Annotated in this window: 8 protein-coding genes; 4 read left to right on the top strand and 4 right to left on the bottom strand. The window is 70.3% G+C overall.

Features of this window, described 5'->3' with window-relative positions; all coding sequences use genetic code 11:
- Positions 1-73 precede the first annotated feature (73 nt).
- Entirely contained in the window at positions 74-1081 is a 1008-nt protein-coding gene (locus KDH83_RS27475; RefSeq protein ID WP_249205393.1) for a hypothetical protein, read from the bottom strand.
- 154 nt (positions 1082-1235) lie between these two features.
- On the opposite strand from KDH83_RS27475, the gene KDH83_RS27470 reads away from it, so the two are divergent.
- Positions 1236-2426 (top strand): aminotransferase class I/II-fold pyridoxal phosphate-dependent enzyme, encoded by a 1191-nt coding sequence (locus KDH83_RS27470; protein ID WP_212321523.1) that lies wholly within the window; start codon positions 1236-1238, stop codon positions 2424-2426.
- Between the two features lie 34 nt (positions 2427-2460).
- Here KDH83_RS27470 and KDH83_RS27465 read toward each other — a convergent pair whose 3' ends face one another.
- Positions 2461-2838: a hypothetical protein gene (locus KDH83_RS27465; RefSeq protein WP_349291680.1), complete on the bottom strand. Its 378-nt coding sequence runs from the start codon at positions 2836-2838 to the stop codon at positions 2461-2463.
- Between the two features lie 258 nt (positions 2839-3096).
- Here KDH83_RS27465 and ppk2 point away from each other — a divergent pair, with 258 nt between their 5' ends.
- Positions 3097-4281 carry a polyphosphate kinase 2 gene (ppk2, locus tag KDH83_RS27460; RefSeq protein ID WP_212321521.1) on the top strand — a complete coding sequence of 395 codons (1185 nt, stop codon included), beginning with the start codon at positions 3097-3099 and terminating at the stop codon, positions 4279-4281.
- A gap of 13 nt (positions 4282-4294) precedes the next feature.
- On the opposite strand, the gene KDH83_RS27455 is transcribed toward ppk2, so the two are convergent.
- Positions 4295-4675: an RNA-binding S4 domain-containing protein gene (locus KDH83_RS27455; protein WP_212321520.1), complete on the bottom strand. Its 381-nt coding sequence runs from the start codon at positions 4673-4675 to the stop codon at positions 4295-4297.
- 146 nt (positions 4676-4821) lie between these two features.
- On the opposite strand from KDH83_RS27455, the gene KDH83_RS27450 reads away from it, so the two are divergent.
- Positions 4822-6570 (top strand): alkaline phosphatase D family protein, encoded by a 1749-nt coding sequence (locus tag KDH83_RS27450; RefSeq protein WP_212321519.1) that lies wholly within the window; start codon positions 4822-4824, stop codon positions 6568-6570.
- A 47-nt stretch (positions 6571-6617) separates the two neighbouring features.
- On the opposite strand, the gene KDH83_RS27445 is transcribed toward KDH83_RS27450, so the two are convergent.
- Entirely contained in the window at positions 6618-8378 is a 1761-nt protein-coding gene (locus KDH83_RS27445) for an EAL domain-containing protein (protein ID WP_249205392.1), read from the bottom strand.
- Between the two features lie 362 nt (positions 8379-8740).
- Here KDH83_RS27445 and KDH83_RS27440 point away from each other — a divergent pair.
- A partial coding sequence (locus KDH83_RS27440; protein WP_212321518.1) for a hypothetical protein occupies positions 8741-8934 on the top strand: 194 nt, incomplete at its 3' end.

Genomic DNA, 8934 nt, shown 5'->3' with positions numbered 1-8934 from the left:
GTGCAGTTCACCGGCGAATGGCTGTCGCGCCGCGCCGACCACAAGCGCTGACGCGGCGATGCGGCGGCGTATGTCAGGGCAGGGTGGCCGGCAGCAGGCTGGCCAGTTGCTGCGCGCCCAGCTGGTCCTGTTCGCGGACCAGGGCGTCGACGCGGGCCTGATGCTTCCGATAGCGCGCCAGGTCGTCGTCGCGCTCGAACAGCAGCTGTCCGCCGCGCGCGACCCAGTAGGGGCGGTTGTCGTCGAGCAGCGTGATCATCTGGCCGAACTCGTCGAGGATGCGCGTTTCCAGGTCCCAGGCCCGGTTCACGTCGCGCAGCCGCGCCTGCCGCTGCGCCGCCACGCCGTCGAGCATGCGCGTCCTGGCGTCGTCGTCGATGTCCAGCGCGCGTATCAGCGCCGGCATTTCATCCAGCGCCTGCTGGTTGCGTTGGCGGTAGGTCGGCAGCAGGCGGCCGGCCAGTTCGAGAATCATGCGGCTTTCCACCAGGCCCGTGTCGCGCGCCAGCCGGCCCGGATCGAACAGTCGCGGCAGGCCGATGTCGTCCAGATCCTTGACGTAGGCCTTGTGCTGCGCGAGCCGCTGGCCGGCCACGGTCTTGACCGCGCGCTCCAGCTCGCCGTAGGCGCCGTGGGCGCGAGGCGTGGGATCGATGTCGGGCAGCGCGCCGGGTTTCTCCGCGCCGCCGGCCATGCGGCGCAGCACGGTCATGGCGTCGCGGATGCCCGCGCTGGCCAGCTCGCGCTGGCGGTTCTGCTCGATCCGGCTCCAGGCCTGGCCGGCGTCGCCCAGCAGCATGACCAGGCCCACGGCCAGCGCGATGTACAGCTGGCTGCGGGGATTGCGGAAGCGCTTGCCGATCGCGAACAGCGCACAGGCCAGCAAGGGTGGCACGGCCATCATGCCCAGCACTTCCAGGCTGGTAGCCGGCTGGCGCGCCAGCAGCATGCGCAACGTGCCTTCGGCCATGTAGACCGCGCAGGCCAGCAGCAGGGGCAGCAGCCAGCCCGCGCGCCGCTGCGCCGCCGCGGACAGCGGCGCCTGGCCTTGAGCCTGGATGGGCCCGGATTGCGGGTTCATGGGATGCCGGTTGGGAATGCGTGGGGATCTCAAAATGTAACAACGCCGCGCGGCGGCGTCAATGCGGCGCCGGCCCGCTCCAGCGGCAGGCAGCACTTTCCGGCGCGGCCATGGCCGCGTCTTCGATGAACATGGACCACACAGGAGTCCCGTCATGACCGATCACTCGCAGCAAGGCTTCGCCACGCGCGCCATCCACCTGGGCTATGACCCGCTGGAAGAGCAGGGCGCGCTGTCGCCGCCGCTCTACCTGACCTCGACCTACACGCAGGAAAGCCTGGAGGCCTTCGATCAGATCCGCCTGGGCGAGCGCAGCGGCTACGTCTATGGCCGCACGCGCAATCCCACGCAGGCCCTGCTGGAAGAGCGGCTGGCCTCGCTGGAAGGCGCCGAGGCCGCCGTCGTCACCGCGTCCGGCATGGCCGCGATCTCGGCCACGCTGTTCTCGCTGCTGCAAAGCGGCGATGAGATCGTGGTCGACCAGATCGTCTACGGCACGGCCTTCACGCTGTTCACGCAGGGCCTGGCGCGCTTTGGCGTGCGCGCGGTGTTCGCCGATTTCACGCGCCCGGAGACGGTGGCCGCCGCCATCGGCCCCAAGACCCGCGCGGTGTATTTCGAGACGCCGGCCAATCCCAACCTGCGGCTGGTGGACATCCAGGCGGTGTCGGCCATCGCGCGCGGCAAGGGCCTGTTGACCATCGTCGACAACACCTTCGCCACGCCGGTGCTGCAGCGTCCCTTGGCGCTGGGCGCCGACCTGGTGCTGCATTCGGCCACCAAGTACCTGGGCGGCCATGGCGACCTGCTGGCCGGCGCCGTGGCCGGCCGCAAGGAACTGGTCGACGCGGTGCGCCTGCAGGGGCTGCGTTATTACACCGGCGCGACGCTATCGCCCTTCACCGCCTTCCTGGTGCTGCGCGGCCTGAAGACGCTGGAGCTGCGCGTGCAGCGTCACAGCGAATCGGCGCTGCGCGTGGCGCGGCTGCTGCGCGAGCATCCGGCGGTGGCCGATGTGTTCTACCCGGGCCTGGCCGACACGGCCGGCGCCGAGATCGCGCGCCGCCAGCAATCGGCCGGCGGCGGGCTGGTGGCCTTTGAATTGAAGGGCGGGCTGGATGCGGGCCGGCGTCTGCTCAATGGCTTGAAGCTGGCGCGCATCGCGGTCAGCCTGGGCGATCCCGAGACGCTGATCCAGCATCCGGCGTCGATGACGCATGCCAGCTATTCGGCCGAGGACCGCGAGCGCTATGGCTTGTCAGAAGGACTGCTGCGTTTGTCGGTGGGACTGGAGACGCCCGACGATATCCTCGCGGACCTGAAGCAGGGGCTGGATCGCACCTAGTCCCCGCGTCGGCGGTCGCCGGGCTGGCGCGGTGTCAGGGCGCGGCGTCCGTGGCGTCGCTGCGCCAGGCCAGCCATTCGCCCTCGCGCAGCCCATCCCTGGGCGCGCGGCGCGCCGCCGCCACGCCCTGGCGCAGCGCGGCCAGGTCCAGGCCGGGCAGGCGGCGCAGCAGCGCCGGCGGCAGATGGTCCGGATCCAGCGCGTCCGCGTCGAAGTCCACGGCCAGCATGCCGCCGCCGTCGCTGGGCACGCGGATGAACCAGCTGCCTTCCAGGTAGTCGCCGCTCCAGGGATCGGGAAAGCCCGCCAGCAGCAGGCGGAAGCCGAACTCGCGCACGTTGGCCCAGGGCCAGAACTCCGCCACGCCCGCCGCGCCGGCGTCGCGCCAGATGCCCGCGTCGTCGACGCGCACGCGGCTGGCCGGTGGCGGCGCGGGGCGGCGGGTGCATAGGCGTTTCAGGCGTGACCACATGGGCAATGGGCAATGGGCGATGGACGAGTGCGGACAGGGCAGGGTAGCAGGTCCGCACATTGCAAAAATGTTACAAGCATTGATCCGGATCAAACAGGCCCGGCGGCGAGCGGGTTAGGGTTGCCGTTTTTTCCTCGCCGGTCGCGGGCGGCTGTCCGCCGTTCGCGGCCCGGGCCACGCGCAGCAAGGACCATGACCATGACAGACAAGACCACGCCATCTTCCGCGCCGGGCACGGCGGACGCGACGCGCAAGCGCGCCACGGGCACGACCCGCGGCAGCGCGGCGCCGCGCCGCGCGCCCGCGCGCAAGGGCGGCGCCGATGTCCCCGCGCCGACGACCACGGCCCGCCGGCGCGCGGCGGCCGACGAGCCCGCCGCCCAGCTGCGCCGCCGCGTCGCCGAGCGCGAGGACGCCGCCCGCCAGGAGACGGCCGCCGTGCTGGCCGACATCGCCCGCCGCTACCAGGCCGCCGGCCCCGGCCAGGCGCAGGAGGCGCTGCGCGCGGTGATCGAGGAACTGTCGCCGGACGACGCGCGCGCCGTGCACCGCGCCTTGCTGGAAGTGAACGTGCAGGGGCCTGTCGGCCGCCGCAATCCGGACGACGAGCTGGCCGTGGACTGGCGCGAGGGCATCTATCCCTACCGCCACCGCATGCTGCGGCGCAATTACGAAAAGCAGAAGTACGCGCTGCAAGTCGAGCTGCTGAAGCTGCAGGCCTGGGTCAAGGCCACCGGCCAGCGCGTGGTGATCCTGTTCGAGGGGCGCGACGCGGCCGGCAAGGGCGGCACCATCAAGCGCATGATGGAACACCTGAACCCGCGCGGGGCGCGCGTGGTCGCGCTGGAGAAGCCGTCCGACACCGAACGCGGCCAGTGGTACTTCCAGCGCTACGTGCAGCACCTGCCCACGGCGGGCGAGATCGTCATGTTCGACCGCTCCTGGTACAACCGCGCCGGCGTCGAGCGCGTGATGGGCTTCTGCGACCAGACCGAGTACCTGGAGTTCCTGCGCCAGGTGCCGGACTTCGAGCGGCACCTGGTGTCCAGCGGCATCCACCTGGTCAAGTTCTGGTTCTCGGTGAGCCAGGAAGAGCAGCGCCGCCGCTTCCAGCAGCGCAAGGTGCATCCGCTCAAGCAGTGGAAGCTCAGCCCGGTCGACCTGGCCTCGCTGGACAAGTGGGACGACTACACGCGCGCCAAGGAAGCCATGTTCGCGCACACCGACACGGCCGACGCGCCGTGGATCGTGGTCAAGTCCGACTGCAAGAAGCGCGCGCGCCTGAACGCCATGCGCTACGTGCTCAACCGCCTGCCGTACGACGGCAAGAGCGGTGATCCGGACATGGCGCTGGATCCGCTGATCGTGGGCCGCGCGCTCTGATCGCGCCGGCGGCCTACTTGCCGCGCATGCGGTCGATCAGGCGCCGGTCGCGCTTGGTCGGCCGGCCGTCGGCCAGGTCCAGCGCCGGCTCGGGCGCCAGCCGCCGCTGCTCGGCGGCGCGTTCGCGCGCCTGCGCGCTTTCCGGCGTTTCCTCATAGAGCTGCCGCGCCACCGGCGCGGGGCCGCGCGCGCCGCTCACCGCGCGCACCAGCACCTCGATGGCGGGGTCTTCCTTGCGCACCTGGATGCGGTCGCCGGCCGCGACTTCGCGCGCCGGCTTGGCCGGCTGGCCGTTGACCAGGATGCGGCCCTTGCCGATTTCCTGTGACGCCAGGCTGCGCGTCTTGTAGAAGCGGGCCGCCCACAGCCATTTGTCGAGCCGGATCTTTTCCATGTGAATTCGGGGTGCAGCGGAACAAGGAAAAGAATGATACCCGCGCCGCGCTTGGCGTTTCGCGCCGCCGCCATTACGCTGCCCTCAGGCCGGGAGGGGCCGGGCGGCGTGGGCCGCCGGCGCGATGGCCGCAGGGGGAGAGCGACATGGCGAAATTGCTGCTGGGACCAGTGCTGTCGTTTCGCGGCGCCGGCGCGGACGGAACGTGGAAGGTATCGGCGCTGATCGGCGTGGATGAGGGCGCCGGCGCGCCCGCGCTGTCGCTGGAGGGCAAGCGGGCGGCCGCGCCGGTGACGCTGTTGCGTCATCAGGGGCGCGTCTACCTGCGCTACGACCTGTCGTGCAAGGCGCGCAAGGATGAACGGCGGGTGTCCTACGCCATCGACGGCGTGGACGAGACCTGGCAGTTCACCGTGCCGGCCAAGGGCGCGGCGCCGCGCATGGCCTACGTGTCCTGTAACGGGTTTTCCGATCCGGGCGGCATGCGCAAGCTCATCAAGGCCGAGAACGCCGTGTGGGCCGACCTGCTGTGCAACCACGACAGGCAGCTGCGGCCGGCCGATTACGCGCTCGATCGCGAGCAGCTGTGGCACGAGGCGCAGATCCACGACCAGGGCGGCCAGCGCTTTCACTTGATGCTGATGGGCGGCGACCAGATCTATTTCGATTCGATCTGGGAAGACATCAAGCCGCTCAAGCGCTGGATCGGGCTGACGCGTGACGAACAGCTGCGCTATCCGGTGGACGCCGCGCTGGAGCGCGAGATCGAGGACTACTACCTGCGCCTGTACGCCGACCGCTGGCTGCGCAAGGACCGCGCGCCCTGGGGTGGCGGGGCGACGCCGCTGGACGCCGCCCAGGCCATGGCGCGCATGCCCACGGTGATGATGTGGGACGACCACGATATCTTCGACGGCTGGGGCTCCTACAGTCCGGAGATGCAGCGCAGCCCTCTGTTCCAGCGCCTGTTCCACCATGCCCGCCGCGCGTTCTGGGTGTTCCAGATGCAGCACGCCATCGAGCTGCTGCCGCCGTTGACGCCGCGCGCCGACGTGCGGGTGCGGGACGACGATCCGCTGTACGCGCCCATCGCCTGGCCGCGCATCCTGGCGGGCGACAAGCTGGCCCTGCCGCTGCTGGACGGGCAGCCGGGCTTCTCCTTCGCGCACCAGGCGGGACCGGTCAGCCTGATGGTCGCGGACCTGCGCAGCGAGCGTTCCCAGGAGCAGGTGATGGGTCCCGCGTCCTGGGACGCGATGCAGCGCTGGCTGGCGGCCTTGCCCGCCGGCGCCGCGAGCGCGCCGCGCCACCTGCTGTTCATGTCCTCGGTGCCCGTGGTGCATCCCAAGCTCTCGCTGGCCGAGGCCTTCATGGACAGCTTCGGCCAGGACCACGTGCTGGACAGCAGCGCCGACGATCTCAAGGACCACTGGACCAACGACGACCACGAAGGCGAGCGCCGGCGTCTGGTCGAGACCCTGCTGCGCACCGCCAGGGACAAGCGTTTGCGCGCGACCATCGTGTCAGGCGACGTGCACGTGGCGGCCTGGGGCGTGGTCTATCGCAAGGACGTGGAGCCGGCTGACAACTGGGCGCAGATCCAGCAGCTGACCTCGACCGCGGTGGTGCATCCCTCGCTGGTGTCCGTCATGGAGCGGCTGTTCTTCCACGTGCTCGACAGCGTGGCCGGTTCCGCGCAGACGCTGGACGTCAACCTGAGCGCCGAGATGATGCTGTTCCCGGGCTCGAACCGCTACGTGATGGCGGCCCGCAACTGGCTGGCGCTGGAACTGGACGAAGGCGCGGGCAAGCTGTGGGCGAGCTGGCGCTGCGAGACCAAGGAATCCTTCACCAACCATCTGCTGGCGACCGATCCGGTCAGGGTTCAGGGCTAGGGCAACGCGGAGGGCCGGTGGCATCGCGCGACTTCCGCCGCCGGTTGTCAGGGCGGCGAGAAGTCCCCGCCATCGCGCTCGTCGCCCTCGGGAATGTCGCCGGCGGTCGCGGCGGCGATCATCGCGGCGAAGGCGGCTGGAGGCAGGGGGCGGCTGAACAGATAGCCCTGCATCGCGTCGCAGCCCTCGTCCTGCAGCAACTGGCGCTGCGCCTCGGTCTCCACGCCTTCGGCCAGCGTGCGCATGCCCAGCGAATGGGCCAGCCAGACGATGCCGCGGATCACGGCGGTGGCGGTGGACACCGCGCCCAGCGCCCAGACGAAGGACTTGTCGATCTTGAGTGTGCTGATCGGCACCTGCATCAGGTAGGCCATGCTGGCCTGGCCCGAGCCGAAGTCGTCCAGCGACGCGCTGATGCCGGCCTGGCGCAGCTCGCGCAGCGCGGCCGTGGCCTGGTCCACGTTGCCCATCAGCGTGTTCTCGGTGATCTCGACTTCGAGCAGCGCGGGCGGCACGCCGTGCGATTGGCACAGGCGCACCAGGGTGGCGGCCAGGTTCGGCGCCAGCAGTTGCCGGGCCGACAGGTTGAAGCAGACCTTGGGGATGGGCAGCCCGACGGTCAGCCATTCGCTCAGGTGCCAGCAGGCCGTGTCGACCACCCACTCGGTCAGCGCCAGTTCCTGCGGCGAGTCCAGCAGCACGTCCAGGAACGAGGCCGGTCCGAGCAGGCCGCGCGACGGATGGCGCCAGCGCAGCAGCGCCTCGGCGCCGCAGATGGAGCCGTCGCGCATGTCGACCTGGGGCTGGAAATGCAGCTCGAACTGGTTGCCGTCCAGCGCGGCCTGGATGTCGCCGCGCAGCGCGTTGCGCTCCTGCAGTCCCGGACTCAGCTCATGGCGGTAGACGCGCACCTGGGAACGGCCGGCGGCCTTGGCCGCGTACATGGCCGCGTCGGCGTAGTCCAGCAGCACGTCGGCGGAATCGGCCGGCGAATTCATGGTGGCGATGCCGATGCTCGCGCCCAGCGATACCGAGCGGCCGTGAATCTGGTGCGGCATGGACAGCAGGTTCAGCAAGGAGTTGGCCAGCGCCTCGGCGGCGCGTTCGCTGGTGTCGCGCAACACCAGCGCGAACTCGTCGCCGCCGGCGCGCGCGCAGAAGATGGAAGGGGTCTGGAAGCGGCGCAGGCGCTCGGCCACGTCGCGCAGCAGCGCGTCGCCCTCGGCATGGCCGAAGGTGTCGTTGACTTCCTTGAAGCGGTCCAGGTCCAGGAACAGCACGGCCAGCAGCGTGCGCTGGCGGCCCAGGCCGGCGGCGGCCTCGGCGATGGCGCCGGACAGCGTGTCCATGAACTGGCGCCGGTTGGGCAGGCCGGTCAGGAAATCGTGCGTCGCCTGGTAGCGCAGCTGCGAGATCTTGGCGTGCACGTGGGACACATCGCGCAGCACCAGGACGATGCCGTCGCGCGCCGGAAAGGCGCGGGCCTCGAACCAGGACGCCAGCGGCGCGTAGTAGCCGGTATGGGCCGCCGGCTGGCCGGTGGCGGCGACGGCGCGGCAGGCGTCGTGGTAGCCCGAGCCGGCCAGGTCGGGATAGCTGTCCCAGACGTTGTGGCCGGCCAGCTCGCCCAGGCTGCGCCGCAGCAGGCGCGCCGCGGCCGGGTTCAGATAGCGCACGCGCCATTCCGGATCCAGCCAGATGAAGGGATCGCTCAGGCTGTCGAGCATGGCTTGGGACGCGGCCGGGTCGGTCGCGGGCAGGCCGGCCTCGGGCCGGAAGGGGACGGGCGCATTGCTCTCTGGTTTCATCTTTTTATGCCGGTTTGGTGCAGCGGTGTAGGAATGAAGATGCTCAGGCATGGCGTCGCGTCCCGGGCCGCGCTGGCCGGAACTGGATGCGCGGTATGCAATATTTTGCAAGGTTTCTGATGTTTTATCTCATCCAGGCAAACCCGGAGAAGAAACCTGCCGGCGCGCGCCGGATGGGGGGCCGGCGCCGACTTTCGCGCCTTCGGGCGATGGCGCGAAGGCGAGTTGCCGCGTGATTGCCCGCGCGTTGTGATAAAAGCTCGTCGCCGGGCATGGGCCGGGCTGGCGTCCTGGCGGGCGTGTGGGTAATGAGGGCGGGCGGCACCGGAAGATGCTGCCGCACAACACAAGGAAAGGACCTGATGCGATTCCTGAATTCCATGCCGGCACGGATCCGCGCGGTCGTTGCTTTGGTCGTCGTGCTGGCGGGCGTCGCGCTGGTTGCGCGGTTCGACGACGGCCAGGAGCGGCGCTTCGACTCCTATGATGCGATGCGGGCCGAAGGGCCGGGCAGCGACACCTGGTTTCCCGTGTTCCTGCCCGCGGCGGCGCGACG

This window comes from Achromobacter sp. Marseille-Q0513 (assembly GCF_018195695.1).
Lineage (GTDB): Bacteria > Pseudomonadota > Gammaproteobacteria > Burkholderiales > Burkholderiaceae_B > Achromobacter.
Note: the sequence above shows the minus strand (reverse complement) of the source record. Positions and strands in the feature narration are given on the sequence as shown.